Origin of the sequence: Cupriavidus sp. WKF15 (assembly GCF_029278605.1) — a bacterium.
Taxonomy (GTDB): domain Bacteria; phylum Pseudomonadota; class Gammaproteobacteria; order Burkholderiales; family Burkholderiaceae; genus Cupriavidus.
In genome coordinates, this window is sequence record NZ_CP119573.1 from 1,671,359 (window position 1) to 1,689,628 (window position 18,270).

17 protein-coding genes are annotated in these 18,270 nt (G+C 67.1%); 2 read left to right on the plus strand and 15 right to left on the minus strand.

Going from position 1 to position 18,270, the window contains the following annotated elements:
* From CupriaWKF_RS25010 to senB, 5 genes are read right to left on the minus strand one after another with little or no spacing between them, the layout of a single operon-like run.
* A complete protein-coding gene (locus CupriaWKF_RS25010) occupies positions 1-822 on the minus strand; it encodes an ABC transporter permease subunit (protein WP_276101131.1) in 822 nt (273 codons plus the stop codon).
* The gene (locus tag CupriaWKF_RS25015) at positions 819-1,661 is read right to left on the minus strand and encodes an ATP-binding cassette domain-containing protein (protein WP_276101132.1); all 843 of its coding nucleotides are present in this window, start codon (positions 1,659-1,661) and stop codon (positions 819-821) included. Before CupriaWKF_RS25015 ends, CupriaWKF_RS25010 begins: the two co-directional genes overlap by 4 nt.
* A gap of 10 nt (positions 1,662-1,671) precedes the next feature.
* On the minus strand, positions 1,672-2,514 hold the full coding sequence (locus tag CupriaWKF_RS25020; protein WP_276103199.1) for a putative selenate ABC transporter substrate-binding protein: 843 nt from the start codon (positions 2,512-2,514) through the stop codon (positions 1,672-1,674).
* The gene (selD, locus tag CupriaWKF_RS25025) at positions 2,507-3,562 is read right to left on the minus strand and encodes a selenide, water dikinase SelD (RefSeq protein ID WP_276101133.1); all 1,056 of its coding nucleotides are present in this window, start codon (positions 3,560-3,562) and stop codon (positions 2,507-2,509) included. Before selD ends, CupriaWKF_RS25020 begins: the two co-directional genes overlap by 8 nt.
* A 13-nt stretch (positions 3,563-3,575) precedes the next feature.
* Positions 3,576-4,571: a selenoneine biosynthesis selenosugar synthase SenB gene (senB, locus tag CupriaWKF_RS25030; protein ID WP_276101134.1), complete on the minus strand. Its 996-nt coding sequence runs from the start codon at positions 4,569-4,571 to the stop codon at positions 3,576-3,578.
* Here senB and senA point away from each other — a divergent pair.
* Positions 4,516-5,772 (plus strand): selenoneine synthase SenA, encoded by a 1,257-nt coding sequence (gene senA / locus CupriaWKF_RS25035; protein WP_276101135.1) that lies wholly within the window; start codon positions 4,516-4,518, stop codon positions 5,770-5,772. The genes senB and senA overlap by 56 nt on opposite strands.
* A gap of 45 nt (positions 5,773-5,817) precedes the next feature.
* Here senA and CupriaWKF_RS25040 read toward each other — a convergent pair whose 3' ends face one another.
* The 10 genes from CupriaWKF_RS25040 to CupriaWKF_RS25085 form a co-directional block, all read right to left on the minus strand.
* Positions 5,818-6,588 carry a sulfite exporter TauE/SafE family protein gene (locus tag CupriaWKF_RS25040; protein ID WP_276101136.1) on the minus strand — a complete coding sequence of 257 codons (771 nt, stop codon included), beginning with the start codon at positions 6,586-6,588 and terminating at the stop codon, positions 5,818-5,820.
* Positions 6,585-7,622 carry a phosphate acetyltransferase gene (pta, locus tag CupriaWKF_RS25045; protein WP_276101137.1) on the minus strand — a complete coding sequence of 346 codons (1,038 nt, stop codon included), beginning with the start codon at positions 7,620-7,622 and terminating at the stop codon, positions 6,585-6,587. Before pta ends, CupriaWKF_RS25040 begins: the two co-directional genes overlap by 4 nt.
* Before the next feature lie 128 nt (positions 7,623-7,750).
* Positions 7,751-9,601 (minus strand): sulfoacetaldehyde acetyltransferase, encoded by a 1,851-nt coding sequence (gene xsc / locus CupriaWKF_RS25050; RefSeq protein WP_276101138.1) that lies wholly within the window; start codon positions 9,599-9,601, stop codon positions 7,751-7,753.
* A 545-nt stretch (positions 9,602-10,146) separates the two neighbouring features.
* Positions 10,147-10,944: an anti-sigma factor gene (locus CupriaWKF_RS25055; protein ID WP_276101139.1), complete on the minus strand. Its 798-nt coding sequence runs from the start codon at positions 10,942-10,944 to the stop codon at positions 10,147-10,149.
* Complete coding sequence (locus tag CupriaWKF_RS25060) at positions 10,941-11,477, minus strand: sigma-70 family RNA polymerase sigma factor (RefSeq protein ID WP_276103200.1); 537 nt, start codon at positions 11,475-11,477, stop codon at positions 10,941-10,943. The genes CupriaWKF_RS25055 and CupriaWKF_RS25060 overlap by 4 nt, the downstream gene beginning before the upstream one ends.
* A gap of 71 nt (positions 11,478-11,548) precedes the next feature.
* Positions 11,549-13,030 (minus strand): YncE family protein, encoded by a 1,482-nt coding sequence (locus CupriaWKF_RS25065; protein ID WP_276101140.1) that lies wholly within the window; start codon positions 13,028-13,030, stop codon positions 11,549-11,551.
* Positions 13,031-13,045: 15 nt separating this feature from the next.
* Positions 13,046-13,501 (minus strand): DUF305 domain-containing protein, encoded by a 456-nt coding sequence (locus CupriaWKF_RS25070; RefSeq protein ID WP_276101141.1) that lies wholly within the window; start codon positions 13,499-13,501, stop codon positions 13,046-13,048.
* 862 nt (positions 13,502-14,363) lie between these two features.
* Positions 14,364-15,353, minus strand: a complete 990-nt coding sequence (locus CupriaWKF_RS25075; RefSeq protein ID WP_276101142.1) for a tripartite tricarboxylate transporter substrate binding protein — start codon at positions 15,351-15,353, stop codon at positions 14,364-14,366.
* A gap of 68 nt (positions 15,354-15,421) precedes the next feature.
* Positions 15,422-16,408: a tripartite tricarboxylate transporter substrate binding protein gene (locus tag CupriaWKF_RS25080; RefSeq protein ID WP_276101143.1), complete on the minus strand. Its 987-nt coding sequence runs from the start codon at positions 16,406-16,408 to the stop codon at positions 15,422-15,424.
* A 35-nt stretch (positions 16,409-16,443) separates the two neighbouring features.
* On the minus strand, positions 16,444-17,226 hold the full coding sequence (locus CupriaWKF_RS25085) for a GntR family transcriptional regulator (protein ID WP_276101144.1): 783 nt from the start codon (positions 17,224-17,226) through the stop codon (positions 16,444-16,446).
* A 100-nt stretch (positions 17,227-17,326) separates the two neighbouring features.
* Between CupriaWKF_RS25085 and CupriaWKF_RS25090 the strand changes: the two genes are divergently transcribed.
* Positions 17,327-18,175 (plus strand): amidohydrolase family protein, encoded by an 849-nt coding sequence (locus CupriaWKF_RS25090; protein WP_276101145.1) that lies wholly within the window; start codon positions 17,327-17,329, stop codon positions 18,173-18,175.
* Positions 18,176-18,270: the final 95 nt, after the last annotated feature.

Below are 18,270 nucleotides of genomic sequence, written 5' to 3' on the forward strand. Positions count from 1 at the left end.
TCAGTCGATCAGCTTGCGCAGCCGCGCGCTCAGCGCGTCCGCCAGCAGAACCAGCAGCAGGAACACGAGCAGGATGGTCGCGGCCTCGCCACCATTGAGCATTTTCATGGCCTGGTCCATCAACTGCCCAAGCCCGCCGGCGCCAACGAAACCCATGACCACGGAAGCCCGGACGGCACATTCCCAACGGTAGACGGTGTATGAGACCAGCTCCTGCGCGGCATGGGGAATCAGCCCATAGCTCAGTGCCGCCAGGCGCCCGCTTCCGCTGCCGAACAGGGCATCCACGGCGCGCGTGTCGCTCGATTCGAGGATTTCCGCATAGACCTTTGCCAGCATGCCGCCGTAGGTGATGGCCAGCGCGAGCACGCCCGCCGCCGCCCCCAGGCCGAGGGCACGCACGAAGACCAGCGCCCACACCAGCTCCGGCACCCCGCGCAGCAGCAGCACCAGGGCGCGCACGCCGGCGCGCACCGCCATGCGCGGCTTGCGCCCCCGGCCGGGGCCGATGCGCGACACCGACAGGCTGCCCGTCATGGCCACGGCCAGGGGGGCTGCGACCACAAAGGCGAGCGCAATGCCCGCCGTGGCGATCGCCAGCGTTTCCAGCGTGGCCTTGACCACCAGCCCGAGGAATCCGGCCGAGACTTCGGGCGGGAGGAAGTTGCGCACGAAGGCGCCCACCACCTTGAGATTTCCCGTGTCAAACAAGGCGGAAGGGCTGAACCGGGACAGCCGCAGCAATGGCCACAGGAGCAGCAGCGCCAGCACCAGACCGCCTGCGCGCCGCAGCGCCTGGGGGTCGCGCGGGTGGGCGGTCATCGGCACGCTGGCCTGGGTGGGGTACCGCCGCCGGCGGCGGCGCCCGCACCTGCCGCGATGCTCAGCAGGGCCTGGCCGCCTTGCACCGGTGGCGATGTGCTTTCGGATGCGTAGAGCTCGCGCAGCAGCGCGTCGGTCACGCGTTCGGCCGGCAGGTCGAACGCGATCTCGCCCGCCTTCAGGCCGACGATGCGGGGAAACCAGCGCAGCGCCAGATCCACGGCGTGCAGGCTGGCGACCAGGGGCACCGCACGGGTATCCGCTTCCTTGCGCAACTCGCCCAGGGTGAGGTTGGCCAGTACCGGGTCCATCGCCGAGACCGGTTCGTCCGCCAGGATCAGTTCCGGGCGCTGGTAAAGCACGCGGGCGACGCCCACGCGCTGCAACTGGCCGCCCGAGAGTTGGTCGCACCGGTCGAACAGGCGGTCGGCCAGTTCAAGGCGGGCGAGCTGTTCGGCGGCACCATCGATGTCCGCCGGATAGACCAGCGACAGCAAGGATTTCCAGGTGGGCCAGATGCCCAGGCGGCCGGCAAGGATGGCGGTGATCACGCGCTGGCGCGGCGGCATCGGCGGCGCCTGGTGGATCATGCCGATGCGGCAGCGCAACTGCCGCAGGCGTGCGGCGGACAGCGCCCAGGGGCTTTGCTCGAGCACCTCCACACGGCCCTCGGCGGGCCGCAGCGATGTTGCCAGCAAGCGCAGCAAGGAGGTCTTGCCGGCTCCCGACGGACCGATGACGGCGATGGGTTCGCCGCGGCCGGCCGCCAGCGTGATCTGGCTGAGCGCACGCTGTCCGTTAGCGTAAGTAATGCTGGCGGCCTCCAGGCGAAAGCTCATCGGACCTGCATCACTGGATGAGGCCCGCGGCGCGAGCCGCGGCCTCGATGCCGGCGTAGTTTTCCGGGCGGGTGGGAATGTACTTCGTGGTCCGCTGCAAGGCCATGATCTCCCGCTGCTCGGGATTGGCGGGGTCAAGGCGCAGGAACGCTTCGGTCAGCTTCTTGCGCAAGGCCGGATCGAGCCCGCCGCGCACGGTCCAGTTGTAGTCGTAGTAGGGCGGCGTGACCGCAAACACCCTGACCTTGCCGGTGTCCACCTTATGCTGCTCCACCAGCTTGTCCCAGACCGAGGCATTGAGCACGCCGGCGTCGGCCCTGCCGGCCTGCACGAAAGCCACCGTGGCATCGTGGGCGCCCGAATAGGCGACGGTCTTGAAGTCCTTGTCCGGATCGATGCCGGCCTGCAGCAGGAAGTGCCGCGGCATCAGGTGGCCGGAGGTCGAGGACGGCGCGCCGAAGGCGAAGGTGTGGCCCTTGAGGTCGGCCAGCGACTTGATCGCGGGGTTGGCGGTGATGAACTTGCTGGTGAACGCCGCATCTTCCTGGCGCTGGACGATGGGGATGGTGGCTCCCTTCGTGCGGATCTTGCTCTGCACATAGGTAAAGCCGCCCAGCCATGCCATGTCGATCTTGCCGGTGGCCAGCGATTCGACCACCGCGGCGTAGTCCGTGACGGGCACGAACTGCACCTTCATGCCGATTTCCTTCTCCAGGTAACTGCCGAGCGGCGCGAACTTGCGCTGCAGTTCGGTGGGGGCCTCGTCCGGAATGGCCGAGACCTTCAGCACAGCCTGGGCACTGGCGAGTCCGGCAAAGCCCAGCAGGGTCAGCGCGGCAAGGCGCTTAAGCAACGGCAACACGGGCGGCTCCCTTGGTGGTTTCTCCGATCACTGCAGCGTCTGCAAAGCCTTCCCGCCGAAAGATGTCCAGGACCTCGTCCACGGCTTCCGGCGCGCACGACACCAGCAAGCCACCGCTGGTCTGCGGATCGGTCAGCAGCGCCTTCTGGCTTGGCGTGACCGACGCGGACAGGTCCACCTCGCCGCCGTAGCTGGCCCAGTTGCGCCCCGATGCGCCGGTCACCAGCCCTTCGCCGGCCATGCGCTCGACATGCGGCAGCAGCGGAATCCGCCCCATGTCCAGCCGCGCGCCGACACCCGCGCCGCGGCAAAGCTCCAGCAGGTGGCCGAGCAGGCCGAAGCCGGTCACGTCGGTCAGCGCGTGGACACTCGGCACTTCGGCCAGCAGCCGGCCCGGCGTATTGAGCTTGGTGGTGCAGGCAATCAGTTCCTGATAGCCGGCCGCGTCGAGCCTGTCCTTCTTCACCGCGGCGGACAACACGCCAACGCCCAGCGGCTTGCCGAGGATCAGCTTGTCGCCCGCCTGGGCGCCGCTGTTCTTCTTGACCCGGTCCGGATGCACCAGGCCAAGGACCACCAGCCCGTAGATCGGCTCCAGGGAATCGATGGTGTGGCCGCCGGCAACCGGGATGCCCGCCTGGGCGCAGACCGATTCCCCGCCTTCGAGGATCTTGCCGATGACCGCGGGCGGCAGCTTTTCGATCGGCATGCCGACCAGGGCCAGCGCCATGATCGGGGTTCCGCCCATGGCGTAGACGTCGGAGATCGCGTTGGTGGCGGCGATACGCCCGAAATCGTACGGATCGTCCACCACCGGCATGAAGAAGTCCGTGGTGGCGATCAGGGCCTGGCTGTCATTGAGCTTGTAGACCGCCGCGTCGTCGCTGGTTTCCTTGCCGACCAGCAGCGCCGCCGGAGCAGGGAAGCCGGCCGAATTCCTGAGGATTTCGGAAAGCACACCGGGGGCAATCTTGCACCCGCACCCGCCGCCGTGGGAAAAGGCGGTGAGCTTGATCTTTGCGTTGTCTGGCTGGTCCATTGCTGGCTCCGGGTTATTCAGGTTTCAAGGCGTCGGCGACAAGTTTACCTACTTCCGCCCGTTCCCGCGCCGGCGCAAACAGCGGAGCCCGCAGTGCGCATTGCTGCCGCAGGCGGTTCAGGAACCCGGCGTCCCTGCTGGTCCGTTCCAGCAAGAGCGCCAGTTGCGCGGCGTCGCCCAGTGGAAAATAGCCGTCGTAGTCACGGCCCAGCATGCCGACGTTACCCGGGATGCGACTGGCCAGCACCGGCACGCCGCTGGCGACGGCCTCGATGATCACGTTGGCGCCGCCTTCCATAACGCTGGAGATCACCATGGCCTGTGCCTGTCGGATATGCTGCCGGGTTTCATCATGGGGCAGGTTCCTGAGCCAGACATAGCGCCGCACGCCGGGCCAGGCTTGTGCTTCCAGCGCCAGGGCCGCCTGCTGATAGGCGTCATCGAGCGCGCCACCAATGTGAATCAGGCGCACGCGCGAATCCTCGGGAAGCAGCGAGAGGGCGCGCATGGGCGTGAGCGGGTCTTTTTCCGCCCGCATGTGGCCGACCAGCACAACGTCGAAATGATCGTGGCGGGGCGCGGCGGGGGCGCATGCCGGGGCAGACTGGTAGATCACACGGCACTTGGCGCGATGCGCGGCCGCCAGTTCGGCGAGCCCTTCGTCCTGCAGCACAACCAGGTGGGTGGCCAGTTCGAGCGAGCGCCGGGCCGCTGCATCGGTGCGGATGTCGCGGTACAGATCGGTGCCGGTCAGCACCACGATCAGCGGACGATCCGGACAAGCCTCGGCGTACCTGGCGATGGACTCGGCCGAGCGTCGGGCGTGCAGGGCGATCAGGCAGTCGGGCAGGGCGTCGTCCGGGCCGGCCGCCGGCCATTCGGCGGCCAGTGAGACATCGTAGTCCCCCTGCAGGAACCGGGACCAGCGATGGGCGGTTTGCCAGTTGCCATTGTTGGCTTTGCGCAGCGCTGGACTGATAATCGCGACGGTGGCCTTGGGAGGACGCATGACGACAGGTTCCGTGGGGGCAGCAGCAAGAAGGATAGACAAGCTCGGGCTGGATGCGGCGTTTGCCGATGCGCACCGGCGCACCTGGGCCGTGCTTCAGGATCTGTCGCCGTCCCAATGGCAGGTTCCCTATGATGCGGGAATCAATCCGCCCTTGTGGGAGTATGCCCATATCGCGTGGTTTACGGAGCAATGGGTGCTGCGGGAGCCGCGCGCCGGCCAGGATGGCCGCTGGGTGGCCAGCCTCCCGTCCATGCTGCCGGACGCCGACCGGCTGTTCGATTCCATGCGCGTCGCCCACCAGGACCGGTGGCATCTTGCGCTGCCCGGGCTTTCCGAGATCCGCGGCTACGCAGCCGCCGTACTGGGGCGAGTTCGCGCAAGGCTCGCCACATCGGACGATAACGACGCGGCGCTCTATTTTTTCCGGCTCGCCTTATTCCACGAAGACATGCACGCGGAGGCGCTGACCTATATGCGGCAGACACTTGATTATCCGCTGCATGCTCCGCTTGACATGGCTGCCATCGCGCCAGGCGCCGGGTCGGCAGCCGCAGGCGGCGACACGTTCCCGATGGGGTCGCCCGCCAGCGGCGCCGGGTTCGTCTTCGACAACGAGAAGTGGGCCCACCCGGTCCACGTCGCCCCCTTCCACATCGATCGCACTTGCGTCAGCAATGCCGCATTTGCGGAATTCGTGGCGGCGGGCGGCTACCGCGACCATCAGTGGTGGTCCGACGACGGACGCGCATGGCTGCAACGCAGCGGGCTGGCGCATCCCGCGCGCTGGCGCCAGGCAACTGGCGGCATTCCGGGGCAATGGGCATTGCGATGGTTCGGGCAGTGGCTGCCGCTGCCGCCCGATCAGCCGGTGTGCCATGTCAATGCCTATGAGGCGGAAGCCTATTGCCGCTGGGCCGGCAAGCGCTTGCCCGCGGAAGCCGAGTGGGAGTATGCGGCAACGCATGACCTGATCCACTGGGGTGGCGCCGTGTGGGAATGGACGGCTGATCCTTTCGTGCCCTATGCAGGGTTCTCGCCCGACCCCTACCAGGAATATTCCGCCCCCTGGTTTCACACGCATCGCTCGGTTCGCGGCGGATCGTTCGCGACCCATGCCCGCATGCAGCACGCTCGCTACCGGAACTTCTACCTGCCGCACCGCGGGGACGTCTTCGTCGGATTCCGCTGCTGCGGTTGAGGGGCGTTGGCCGGTTTGGGGCCGTCAGCCAGTGCCCGTGCGGTGCTAGCCGATCCGGCTGACGAGCGCCGGCACCATCAGGCTCGCGCCGATACCCATCAGCACGCCGAAGGCGATGCGCCGCGTGGTCGTCGCGGAGAACGGCGGCGGAAAGCGGCGTCCCAGCAGCGTGGCCAGCACTACCACCGGCACGCCGATGGCCGCCTGCAGCCAGATCTGCCCGTCGAGCTGGCCCTGCCAGGCCGAGAACAGGGTGCGCACGCCGGAGGTCACGGTAAAGACCAGGATCAGCGCGCAGCGGATCTCCACCGGCTTCATGGGCTGGCGGTAGAACTGGAAAATCAGCGGCGGGCCGGACACGCCGAACATGCCGCTCAGCAGGCCGCCAAAGATGCCGCTGACGAGAAAGCTGCGGTCGCCCGAGCGCCGTGGCAGCGGCTCGGGCCGCAGCGCCGCGCTCAGGCCGCCATACAGGATCACGGCGCCCAGCAGGATCTGAAGCAGCGTGGCCGCGGTGCTGCTGAGGTAGTCGAGCAGCATCACGCCGGCGACCACCGAGGGAAGAATGCCGATGGCCGCGGCAAGCACCGCGCGCCAGTCGATATGCTGCATCTTGCCGGGCAGGGCGCAGGCGCTGTTGGCGAGCGTCACCAGGCTCACCACGGCCGCGACCGTGGCGACCGGGGCCAGGCCCAGTCCGCTCGTGGCGCCCATCACGATCATGCCCAGGCCAAAACCTGTCACCGTCTGAAAATACGTTCCCGCGCCAAGCAGGGCCTGCAGGCCCAGCACGGGCATCAACAATTCGGGCTTCATGCTACCGCCTGTTCTCCGGTGGGTGCTTGCTGGGCCGAAGCGGCTTGCGCCTGCACCACGGTGACGGCGATGACATGGAACACGTCTTCCTCGCTGCAACCGCGCGACAGGTCGTTGGCGGGCTTCTTGAGCCCTTGCAGCATCGGGCCGATGGCCTTGGCGCCGCCGAGCCGCTCGGCGAGCTTGTAGCCGATGTTGCCGGCTTCCAGGTTGGGGAAGACCAGCACATTGGCGTGGCCGCCCACCCGTGAGTGCGGGATCTTGCGCTCGGCAATTTCCGCGACGATGGCGGCGTCAAGCTGCACGTCGCCGTCGATGGCCAGGCCGGGCCGTTGCGCACGCACGCGCTCCGTGGCCGCGACCACCTTGTCGACCGCCGCGTGTTTCGCGCTGCCGCAGGTCGAGAACGACAGCATGGCCACGCGCGGCTCCTCGTTCAGCAGCGAACGTGCGCTGTCAGCCGCAGCCATGGCGATTTCCGACAGCTCCTCGGCATCGGGATTCACCACCAGCCCGCAGTCGGAGAAGATCAGTCCGCCCTTGAGCGCGTGGAACGGCTCGCACAGCATCATCAGGAAGAAGCTCGACACCAGCCGGAAGCCGGGCGCCAGCCCGATCAGCTGGATGGCCTGGCGTACCACGTCGGCCGTGGTGTGGACCGCGCCGGCCACTGAACCATCCGCATGGCCCTGCCTCACCATCAGGTTGGCAAAGCACAGCGGGTCGAGCACGGCCTGCCGGGCCTGGTCCAGCGTCATGCCCTTCTTCTGGCGCATGGCGTAGAGCGCCTGCGCGAAAGAGGGCGCCAGCGCTGACGTGGCCGGGTCGACGATGCTCATCCCGTCCAGCCCGATTCCCAGCGCGTGCGCCGCGGCGGTGATCCGCTCGGGGTTGCCTACCAGGATCACCTGCGCGATGCTCTCGCGCGTCGCCCGCGCGGCCGCCTGCAGGATGCGCGAGTCTTCTGCCTCGCACAGGACGATGCGACAGGGCGCGGCGCGCGCGCGGTCGATGATGCGGAGGATGGGCTTCATGGCGGGTTTGGCTCGGTAGGACTGAAAAAGGGCCAGCGGCTCGCGCTATGCCCTTGGTGTTCTCCCCTCTCCCGCAAGCGGGAGAGGGAGCACCCCATCGCGAATGAAAGGGTGCGGTGCAGCTTCGATCAGACGTAGTCCTTGTACTTGTCCAGGTAGCGCACCGGCTTTGAGAGCGCGTCGCGGCGGAACGGATCGCCGAGTTCACGCGTGCACAGGACCTCGATGATCGTGGTCTTGCCGTGGTTCATCTGCAGGTCGATGGCGCGCTTGAGTGCGGGGCCAACGTCCTCGAGGCGGTCGACCACGATGCCTTCCGCGCCCATTGCCTTGGCGATCTCGGCGAAGCTCTGGTTGTCGAGTTCGCCCGCGACGAAGCGGCGGTTGTAGAAGTCCACCTGGTTCTTCTTCTCGGCACCCCACTGGCGGTTGTGGAAGACCACGGCCGTCACCGGGATGTTGTGGCGCACGCAGGTCATGGTTTCCATCAGGCTCATGCCCCAGGCGCCGTCACCAGCGTACGAGACGGCCGGGCGGTGCGGTGCTGCCACCTTGGCGCCGATGATGGTCGGGAACGCGTAGCCGCAGTTGCCCCAGCTCATCGCCGCGAAGAAGCTGCGCGGCTTCTCGAAGCGCAGGTAGCTGTTGGCGACCGAGTTGATGTTGCCGATGTCGGTGGAGACCATCACGTCGGCCGGCATGGCCTTCTCCAGCTCGCGAAGGACCTGGCGCGGGTGCAGGTAGGTGCCGCCGTTGAAGGTGCGCTCGTGCTTCTGCTCTTCGATCATGTCCAGGCTGTACGGGTCGCGCTCGTGCGTCCACTCGTCCAGTTCCTTTTCCCATGCGGTCTTCTCGCTGGCGATTTCCGTGGCGCGGGCGTCGCGGCTGCTGTCGCAGGCGAGCGTGCGGCCGGCCAGTCGCTGCGTGAGGGCGATGGCGGCGGCCTTGGCGTCGCCGCAGATGCCCACCGAGATCTTCTTCACCAGGCCCAGCATCTTGTGGTCGGCGTCGATCTGGATGATCTTGGCGTTCTTCGGCCAGTAGTCCATGCCGTGCTGCGGCAGCGTGCCGAACGGCCCCAGGCGCGAGCCCAGCGCGATCACCACGTCGGCGCGCGAGATCAGCTTCATGGCAGCCTTCGAGCCCTGGTAGCCCAGCGGGCCGCACCACAGCGGGTGGCTGGCGGGGAAGGAGTCGTTGTGCAGGTAGCTGTTGACCACCGGTGCGCCCAGGCGCTCGGCCAGTGCCTTGCATTCCTCGATCGCGTCGGCCATCACCACGCCGCCCCCCGAGATGATCACCGGGAACTTGGCCTGGGCCAGCAGTTCGGCGGCTTCGTTCAGGCTTTGCTCGCCGCCGGGGCCGCGGTCCAGGCGCTGCGGCTTCGGAATCTCGGCGGTGATCTTGCCGTAGAAGTAGTCACGCGGGATGTTGAGCTGGGTCGGGCCCATCTCGGCCAGCGCGCGGTCGAAGCAGCGGCCGGTGAATTCGGCCATGCGCTGCGGGTGGGTCACATGGCCCTGGTACTTGGTGAACTCCTGGAACATCGGCAGCTGCTTGGCTTCCTGGAAGCCGCCCAGGCCGATGCCGGTGGTGCCGGCCTCGGGGGTGACGATCACGACCGGGCTGTGGGCCCAGTACGCAGCGGCGATGGAGGTCACGCAGTTCGAGATGCCCGGCCCGTTCTGGCCGATCACCACGCCATGGCGGCCCGACACGCGGGCGTAGCCGTCGGCCATGTGGCCCGCGCCCTGTTCATGCACCACCGGGATCAGGCGGATGCCGGCCGGAGCGAAGATGTCCATGGCATCCATGAAGGCGGAGCCCATGATGCCGAACATGTCGGTGACGCCATTGGCGACCATGGTTTCCACGAACGCTTCGGACGGCGTCATGGTCTGGGGGCCGGCCGGCACCTGGGTCTCGGTAGCCGAGCCACCGGAAACGGCGGGGTGCGAGGTCGTGTCGAGGTCGCGCATGGGTGTCTCCTGTGTGACGTAATAAAGTGGAACGATTCGTTCCGGAAAATTGTTGTTGGGGGAAATGTAGGCGGAAGACGGCGCGTGGTCAATAGAAAGTTTTATTTTGTGGAATGTTTATAGTTAAAAAACGAGACGGCACCAATAAAAAGTGCTTGTTAAGTATCAAGGATGGGGCTTTGGCATGGCGAACGTCAGCCCGGCCGGCTACCGTTGCGTGCGGCTTCCCTCGACGAGCCGACCAGAATCGGAGGATGTCTGGACAACGCCGCCAAGAACAAAGCGCGGTGCAGCCGTCGATCGGCGGTGCCCGCGCTCGGGACGGTGCTTCGCTGGGGCAGGAGGTGGGGGCTGGATCGCACTACCACGGCGGACGTGGTGCGCCGGTTGGCAGTACGCGATCCTGACCCGACGCTGAGCGAGTCGGAGCGCATGAAGACGGTGCAGCTCAACCCGGTGGCGCTGTTCTTCGGCGTGCTCTGGATCGGCTGAAGAGCCTACCGGCAAGGGCGGGCGCTGAGCCCGCCGGGCCGCCGGCCCGCCGACTATGCCGGCGTAGGCTTTCGGGCGCGCTGGTCGATCTGGCGCCGCATCTCGTCAGCAAGCGGATGCAGGCCATCGGTCGAATCGGCGGCGACCAGGCTGTAGCCGAGACCCCGGTCCGCCCACGAATAACCCGCCACGCCGGCCTGGCGATGCGCTTTCATCGGCGTGTCCTGTTCCACTTTCATCGGCCGCACCAGCATGGCCACGCGCGTGCCGTGCCCGTCGTCATACAGGAAGAGGCCGGCGGGGCCGTGCTCGGTCGCCACCAGCCGCCCGCCCATGTAGCGGTAGCCGGAACGGGTAAGGTCCGGCACGGCCACGGGGCGCTGCAGCCGCGCCGATACCCACCTGACGAGGTCGGCGCTGTCGTTCGCGCCGATCTCCACGGGCCGGTTCGGGTCGGATGCAAAGACCTGGTAGCTTGCCGTGGCCTCGCGGGCCAGGGCGGCGATGCCGCCGGTTGCCGGCTCGGTGGCGCCGCGTCCCATCCAGCCCGCCAGGCCACCCACGCACAGCGCGACAAACACTGAAGCGGCAAGTCGCCATGGGGCTGCAGTGCGCGTGCGACGCGCCGCAACCATGTGCCGCAGGTTCAGTTCCGGCGGGATCGGCTCGCTCGCCACCGGGGCGAGGGCATCGCGCAATTGCTGCCGCTGCGCAGCGTAGCCCTCGACGCGGCGCGCGACTTCCGGGTGATCGCTCAGGTAGCCTTCGATCTCGTGCCGGCGCGCCTCGTCCAGCGCGTTATCCACGTAGGCCTGCAGGTCCTCTTCCTGCACGGGCCGGTTTTCGTTCATTTGACCCTCCGCAATGCCGCCTTCTGTGGCGATCCCTGTGCCGATCCCGATCCCGATCCCGATCCCGACGCCGTGGCGGCGGCGCCGCCTTCCATGATCTTCAGCAACCGCTCCCGCGCGCGCGACAGGCGCGACATTACGGTACCGATGGGAATGTCGAGCACGCGGGCGGCGTCCGCGTAGGACATGTCTTCGACCGACACCAGCAGCAGCACGCTGCGCTGCTCCGCCGGCAAGGTATCGAGCGCGCTCATGAGGTCGCGGTAGTGCAGGCCATCTTCCTGCGTGGCGCGCGCGCTCAGCGATTCGGCCACGTCCTCGATGGCGATATGCAGGCTGCGCGAGCCCGCCCGGCGCAGCGCCGTCATGGCCAGGTTATGCAGGATGGCGAACACCCAGCTGCGGGTGTCGCCGTGGCCGCGGCGGCTGTCCCAGTATGTGATGACCTTTTCCAGGCAGTCCTGCACGAGGTCGTCGGCGCTGTCCTGCTCGCGCAGCAGCGCACGCGCGTAGCGCCGCAACGCGGGGATCATCGGCTCGACGTGCAGCAGCAGGTCCTTCACAGCCAGTCCTCTCCGGTACGCATAAAAATCTGTGCGACCGCCTACATGGCCTGTACCTGGACCGGCGTGGCGGGCTTGCCGTCGACGGCTGGCGCGATCACAAGATAGCGCCGCGCTTCGGTCCCGGCAATGCCTTGCACGACTTGCCGGATCGGCCCGATCGCGTTGACGATGGCCGCTCCCGCCGGGTTGGTGTTGAAGTTGGCCAGCGGCTCCAGCGGACCGGTGCCGTCTGGTCGGCTTGCCAGCGCGAGGACGTAAGGCTGCTTGGGCTGCAGCCCGGTGACAGACGCCTGCAGGACCTGCAGCAGCCCCTGGTCGAAGAGCGTCACGCTTGTCGGCGCGGCGCCGCCGCCAGCGGGTTTGCCCCCGGTTACGGGCACCAGCGTCAGTTGCGTGGTTTGCGCGGCGTTGCCGATCGGCTGCAGTCCTTGCGTCCCCGGTCCTTCAGGCACGGCATTCGGTACATAGACGATGGCCTGCGGCGCCTGGCCTACTGGCACATTGGCGACGACCTGGTTGGTGGCGGTGTCGATGGCCGCAAGGCTGTCCGCGTTCTCCAGGCCCACGTAGATGCGGGTACCGTCGCCGGACGGCCAGAGGCCATGCGGCAGGGCGCCCACGGGAATCGTTGCCACCTGGGAGAAGTCGTCCGTGCGGAAGACCTTCACCTGGTTCAGCCCGCCGATGGTCACGTAGGCGAACGTGCCGGCCGCGGTGTGCGCAAAGTTCACGTGGTTGGTGATCGCGCCGGTCTCAAGGGTCTTGAGCAGGCTGAACGGCGGGCGGGCGTCGAACACCTGGGTCTTGCCGATATCCTTGAGCGTGAACCACACCTGCTTGCCGTCTGGCGTGGCGGCAATGTTCGGGCAGAACGGGCTTTCCTGCTTCACGCGCGCGACGACCTTGTGGTCGACTACGGTGACGACCGCGACTTCAGGGTTGAAGGACGAGCAGATGTAGCCGTATTTGCCGTCCGGCGAAAAGATCTGCATGCCCGGGCCGGCGGCGACGGTGATGCGAGTCTTCTCTGTGAACGTCCTGGCGTCGATGACCGAAATGTAGTTCTCGCCGCGCACCGTTACCCAGACTTCCTTGCCGTCAGGCGTGTAGAACGCTTCATGCGGCGAGCGTCCCACGTAAGTCACGTGCTTGACGGCATTGGTCGCCGTGTCGATGAAGGACACCGAGTTGGAGCCGATCGACACCACCGCCAGCGTGCGCCGGTCGGGCGAGAAGCCCAGGCCATGCACGAGCAACTGGCCGCGGTAGAGCGGGCTGAGGTTGCCCGGTGTCGGATCGCCCAGCCGGATCACGCCCAGCAGCTTGTTGTCGGCCGGATCGGTCACCGACACAGTGTTCGAGAACTGCTCGGCCGCGTAGATGCGGTCGCGGTGGCTGACGGGCACGTTGGGTGCGCTCAGTGGGCCGGGCGCTTGGCCGGCCAGTGCGGTGCCGGACAGGCCGAGCAGCAGCGCGAGGGTCAGGGCGGTCTTGGTGGTTTTGGCGGGGGCGCGGTTCATGGCTTGGTCTTGTTGTCAGTGTACGTGTGTGGCATGGCTGTGCCCGGCCGCTTGCGGCGGGGCCTGGTCGCTTCTGGCCGGCTGGGTCGGTGCGGGGGCGGAGGGCGGCAGCGGCTGGCCGAGCGCGAGCCGCATCGCGGCAATCTCCTGCAGCTGTCCGACGATGATTTCCTGCGCAATGCGCCGCAGCTGTTCATTGCGCCCGTAGCGCAACTCGGCCATGGCCATGTCGATGGCGCCCTGGTGATGCGGAATCATCATGGCGGCGAAGTCCTGGTCGATATCGCCGCTGGGCTGTACGGCCATGCCGTCCATCATCCGCGTCATGGCGGCCTCGTTCTCGGACGCGAATTTCTGCTGGTCTGTGGTGCCCTGGGCCTTGGCGGCAGCCGGGAGCAGGAAGGCGGCCGTCAATGCCAGGACAGCCCAGGCAGAGGCGGGGGAGCGCGGTGGGCGGGGCGGGAGTGCCATGGTTCCTCGTCGTTCAGGCGGTCCGGGAGTTGGACCAATGTGTGGTAGACGTGGGAGGGGGTGGGTTTATTCCACTGGGGATTGGGATTTTTGTTTTTTTGAGGTTGTCGTGGTTGGCGGGTGCTGCTGTTTCGCCGGCGTAGCCGGCGAGTCACTTTTTGTCCAGAGCGACAAAAAGTAACCAAAAAGCGCGTTTACTTGCCCTAGCGGGCGAATATTGATCGTAGTGTGCTGAGGGTGTTGTACGGGTATGGGCTTCAGAGTGTGCCCGGCTGCCTGCCGCGTGGTGCGCGTCCGCCGGTAGGCTTTCAAGCAATGATTGAACGAGCCCCGAAACTGTCCGTGGTCCCTGCTGCTACCGACATCGTGTAATCGCCTTCGGCTGCGCTACGCGCAGAGCCCTAGTCTGAGCACCCAGGCCGCAGGCAAACCGCGCCACAGCGAAGCAGAGAAACCGAACCGTTGGCACGGGCGACGATGATGCCCGTCGCAAACCGACTAGGACGCGCGCGCAGCGCAGCCGAAGGCGTCCGACCACTGGCGCTATTGGAACGCTGTACCCGAGCCCTACATGGGGATCGTACACAAGCCGGTTATCGCAGGCACAGGTTCTGAATCACTATGCGTAGCAGGCTCGAACGGGCAACCACGTTTCGCGAGACCAAAGCCGCTTGAACACAAGAAGCGTATCGTTGATGGCCAGCCGCCAGGCGACGCGCTTCTTGCCTACTTCTTGTCGCTTCGGACAAGAAGTAGGTCGCCGGCTACGCCGGCGAAACAGCGGCGCCTGCCAAGGACGATGAGCCAGCTACCACCAAAGCCCACAGTTTAAAGTGGTCCGACACACCCACCCCAACCAAATTCAATCCGGCTTAATCTGCGCCCGCGCAATGATCGGCCTCCACCGCTGCTGTTCCTGCGCAATGAACTGCGCGAACTCCTGCGGCGTGCTGCCCACCACCAGCGCCGCATCGGCGCTCAGCCGCTGTGTCGACGCAGGGCTCTTGACCGCCTTGGCCGCGGCGTCGGCGAGCTTGTCGGTGGCCGGCTGCGACAGGCTTGCCGGGGCCAGCAGGCCGTACCACTGCGTCATCTCGAAGCCCGGATAGCCCTGTTCAGCGACCGTGCCGACCTCAGGCAGCTGCGGGATGCGCTGCGACGTGCCCGTGGCGATGCAGCGCAGCTTGCCCGCCTTGATGAACGGCAGGATGGCCGGCGCGCCGACCGCGGCCGCGTCGAGTCTGCCGGACAGCAGGTCAGTGATCTGCGGGCCGCTGCCGCGGTACGGCACATGGGTGATGAAGGTGCCGGTTGCGGCCTTCAGGTACTCGAAGGCAAGATGCCCCGCGCTGCCATTGCCGGCCGAACCGTAGTTGAGCTTGCCGGGCTTGCTCTTGGCCAGCGCGATGAACTCCTTCAGGTTCTTCGCCGGCACGTCGGGATGGATCACGTACAGGCTCGGCACCTTGGACAGCAGGGAAATCGGGCGGAAGTCCTTGTTCGGGTCGTACGGCAGCCTGGCGAAGATGTAGGGATTCACCGCGAGGGTACCAATATGGCCCAGGATCAACGTGTGCTGGTCATCGGCGCGCGCCACTTCTCCCATGGCGACATTGCCTGCGCCGCCGGGCTTGTTCTCGACGAATACCGATACGCCAAGTAGCCGGGTCAGTTCGGCGGCGGTCGAGCGGGCCACGATCTCTGAACTGCCGCCCGGCGCGAACGGCACCACCAGGCGGATGGGCTTGGCGGGCCACGCCTGCGCCCGCGCGAGCGAAGGCGCGAGGGCGCCGGCGCCTAGCGCGGCGGCGAGCTTCAGGACGTCGCGGCGGACGGGGTCAAACTGGGTCATGCATTTCTCCGGAGAAGCTTGATGATTCTTGTTGGCTGGGCGCTTGCGGCGGGTGACCGGCGGTCACCTCATTCGGGCTTGACGTTGCCATCCTTGATGACCTTCGCCCACAGGCGGGTCTGGTTGTCGATATAGCGGGCGGCCTCGGCGGGCGGCGCGGCCACGACCTCGCCGCCCAGTTCCGCAATGCGCTTGCGCACCTCGGGGCTGTTCATGACCTTCTGCAGCGCCTCGGACAGCTTGGCGGCAATCGGCTGGGGCGTGCCGGCCGGAACGAACGCGGCATTCCATTCATAGACTTCGTAGCCGGCCACGCCGGCTTCTTCCATGGTCGGCACCGACGGCAGCGCTGGCGTGCGCGTATGGCTGGTCACGGCAAGTGGCCTGAGCTTGCCGGCCTTGATGTGCTGCAGGCTCGATGCCACGTTGGCGAAGAACAGCGGCACCTGGCCTGCGATCACGTCCGTCATGGCCGGGCCACCGCCCTTGTAGGGCACGTGCAGCAGGTCCACGCCGGCGCGCTGCTCGAACAGCACGCCGGACAGATGCTGGGCGGAACCGTTGCCCGACGATGCAAAGGCCACCGTGCCCGGCTTCTGCTTCGCCATGGCCAGGACATCCCTGACCGAGTGCGCCGGGAATCCCGGCGTGGCAACCAGTACATTGGGATAGCGGGCCAGCACGCCAATCGCGGTGAAGGCCTTGGCGGGGTCATAGGGCAGGCGCGGATACAGGCTGGGATTCACCGCATAGGAAGAGGCATCGACCATCAGCGTGTAGCCGTCCGGTGCTGCCTTGGCAACGTAGGACGCGCCGATCTGGCCGCCGGCGCCGGGCCGGTTTTCCACGATGACGGACTGGCCGAGTTCGCGCCCGAGGCCGGGCGCGATCAGCCGTGCCATCAGGTCTGCGCCTCCGCCCGGCGGGTAGGTCACGACGATGGTTATGGGCCGGGTCGGCCACTGCGCGGCCGGTTCCGCGGCCTGCACAAGGGCAGGGGCGAGCAGCAGGGTGGTCACCAGGGTCGCGGCGATCCGTGTTGGCGAATGCTTCAAGCTTGTCTCCATATCAATGGGCGTTCTTCGTCTGGTCAGCGGATGTCCGCCTGGTAGCGGAAGGCGTAGGCATCGCCCCTTGTCAGCCGGTATTCCGCGCAGTGGCCCTGCAGGTCATAGGCGCGCCGCGTTACCAGCGCGCAGGGATGGCCGTCAGGCAACTCCAGCAGGCCTGCCTCGGCGGTATCCAGCGTGCGGAAGGTCACCTCGTCCACGGCACGATGGATGGTGATGCCGCATTGCGAGCCCAGCAGCGGATAAAGCAGGTCACCCCATTCGGCTTTTGGCAGGCGCTGCAATGGTTCGCAGCGCGGCAGCGGCAGCCAGATCGATTCGAGCAGGCGCGGCTTGTCGTCGAGCCAGCGCCGCCGCGAGATCGCGAGGCCGCGTGCGCCGGCATCGAGCCCGAACAGCGCAGCCATGCTCTTGTCCAGCCGCGCCGCCCGGCACGACAGGATCTCGGAGCGCGGGATGGCCGGGCGCGGCTCGGTGCCCGTGGTGAAGCTGCCAGGTGCTGCCGCATCGGCGCGGAAGCGGAAGAACCGCATCATGCTTGCGCCGGTGAGTCCGTTGCGCACGAAGGTGCCTTTGCCCTGGACGCGTTCCAGCAGTCCTTCCTGCACCAGCACGGAGATGGCCTGGCGGATGGTGCCCAGCGCAATGCCGAACTCGACGGCAAGCGCGCTTTCCGCCGGAATGGCTGCGCCGGGCGGCCATTCCCCATCGACGATCTTGCGCTGCAGTTGTGCGGCAATCCGGCCATAGCGGCTGACGCCGGGGGCGGTCGCGGCACTGTGCAGCAGGTCGTTGTCTTGCATCTAGCGTCCGTGTTAGATTGATGTCCTCTAGAGGACTAGATTAGCTTCGGGGCGCCTGGCACCATATCAGGGCTTACCCGTAGGCGAGGAATGGCTGACGATGATGCGCAATGAGATGCCGCTGGTGGATTGCCACTTTCACCTGTTCGATGCCGGGGCCGGCACGCCGTCCGCCCGCTATCGGCCCGCGTACGCCGCGCGCATCGAGGATTGGCAAAGGCTGCTGGCGCCGCTGGGCGATCTCTATGGCGTGGTGGTCCAGACCAGTTTCCTTGGCACCGACAATGCGGCGCTGCTCGCGGCGCTTGGCGCCAGTGCCGGCCGGCTGCGTGGCGTGGCGGTGGTCGACCCGTCGGTCACGGACGATGCGCTGGCCGCCATGCACGCGGCCGGCGTGCGCGGCATCCGGCTGAACCTCTTTGGCGACCCGGACTGGCGCCGTATCGGGACGGCACCATGGCGGACGCTGTTCGAGCGGATCGCCGGGCTGGGCTGGCACGTGGAACTGCATACCGAGAACGGGCAGGGCGTCGCGATGCTGGCCGAACTCGACGCGGCGCTTGGCCATTGCGCCGCGCCGGTGGTACTGGACCACTTTTGCCGGCCTGGCGAGCGAGGCTCGCGCGATGCCGTGTTCGAGGCGGTGGCAACGACGCTGCGGCACCGGCAGGTATGGGTGAAGCTCAGCGCCCCGTATCGCCTGCCGACGGGAACGGATTGGCAGTCGCTTGCCGGCACGTGGAGCCAGGTCGTGGGGCCAGACCGTTTGCTGCTGGGCAGTGACTGGCCCTGGACCAATCATGAATCCGCGGCACGTGCCGATGAGTGCGCGGCATTGTTCGGCTGGCCGTGCGAGCCGGGTGCTGGCGGCGAAGTGGCGGGTGCCCGCGGATTTGCCGAGTCGCTGCGCTGGCGAAATGCGGCGGCGCTCTATGGGTTTGACTTGTAGGTCTTCCATGTCCCGCGTGCCAAAGGGAACGATCCTGCCTATTCCCAGTCAATCGTAATCGTTAAGTTACAATGTTGTACTGCAGCACGGCCCGC